The organism is Lysinibacillus mangiferihumi, assembly GCF_003049665.1.
Taxonomy (GTDB): domain Bacteria; phylum Bacillota; class Bacilli; order Bacillales_A; family Planococcaceae; genus Lysinibacillus; species Lysinibacillus mangiferihumi.
The window spans coordinates 1-1,048 of record NZ_PYWM01000101.1 but is presented as its reverse complement, the minus strand read 5'-3'; the positions used below and the strand labels follow the sequence as shown (position 1 = coordinate 1,048).

The following is a 1,048-nucleotide window of genomic DNA, read 5'->3' as shown; positions in this document are numbered from 1 at the left end:
TTTGAAGGTGATTCACAATGATTCACTACGCTTACACCGATACCGAAATAGATAAAATCATAAAAACACTCACTATCGTAATAGACACTCGCGAGAAATCGAATGACCATATTAGAGAATATTTCGTAGCGCGGGATATACCATATCGAATTAAAAAACTAGATGTCGGTGATTACGGATGTCTCATTCCTAAAAATGATGAATTGGGAATACCAAGAGATATTTATCTCAATAGCTTCGTTGAACGCAAAAATGGTGTTGATGAGATAACTGGTAATCTACAAAAAGATACACAGCATGCATTTGAAAATGAATTGATTCGTAGTCAAGGGAGCCGTTTTGTATTGTTCGTTGAAGAATTAGATTTTGACGAAAAAATCGCTACTGGTGATTACCGCAGTGCTTATGATCCAAAAGCTTTGAAAGGTCGATTGGAATCATTTAAAGCAAAGTACAATTTTGAAATTGTTCCAATGTCTAAAAAAATGATTGGTCACAATATTTACAACAGGTTCAAACAACATATGAAATTAGCTTTGAAGAAAGGTGTTTTCTAATAATCATGAACATGCGTATTGAGAGAGGGGTGTGGAATTTACATGGATGCGGATTTACTTAATAAACGTAAAGAAGTATTGCGTGAAATTGATAAATTATTGGTGCTTTGCAAATGTAATAACAATAACTCGAAAAAGACAACGTGTGTTCATTGCAAAGGAATTGAAAAACTCGGTGCATCTCTTTTGAAATTGCTTATTCGATATAAAAAAAATGATGGTGTTAAAAAGGCGGAAAAACTTAAAACAAAAGTTTTAGATTTTGATAGCTTTCTACAGTACAAGAAATCTGGAATGACCGACATTAGTATAGGCGAAATTTTCGGTATGACGAAAGCAGGAATCGATAAATGGAAACGTGAGAACAACATTAAATCCATTGATATTCGAAGAAAAATTGAGCAAGGGGTAATTTAAATGTCAATTGAAGATGAAATTTTAGCTAATCCAGTGTTACGAGAGATTCAAAATTCACTAGAATTACAGACTGC

Annotated in this window: 2 protein-coding genes; both read left to right on the top strand. The window is 33.3% G+C overall.

Going from position 1 to position 1,048, the window contains the following annotated elements; genetic code table 11:
* Positions 1-17: 17 nt before the first annotated feature.
* Positions 18-557, top strand: coding sequence for an ERCC4 domain-containing protein (locus C9J37_RS27720; protein WP_107897939.1), 540 nt, complete (start codon positions 18-20; stop codon positions 555-557).
* 42 nt (positions 558-599) lie between these two features.
* Positions 600-974: a hypothetical protein gene (locus tag C9J37_RS27715; RefSeq protein ID WP_107897938.1), complete on the top strand. Its 375-nt coding sequence runs from the start codon at positions 600-602 to the stop codon at positions 972-974.
* Positions 975-1,048 lie beyond the last annotated feature (74 nt).

What these genes read in the sequence shown, in the direction of transcription:
- C9J37_RS27720 (WP_107897939.1), top strand. Translation starts at nt 18, where the DNA reads ATGATTCACTACGCTTACACCGATACCGAAATAGATAAAATCATAAAA.
- C9J37_RS27715 (WP_107897938.1), top strand. Translation starts at nt 600, where the DNA reads ATGGATGCGGATTTACTTAATAAACGTAAAGAAGTATTGCGTGAAATT.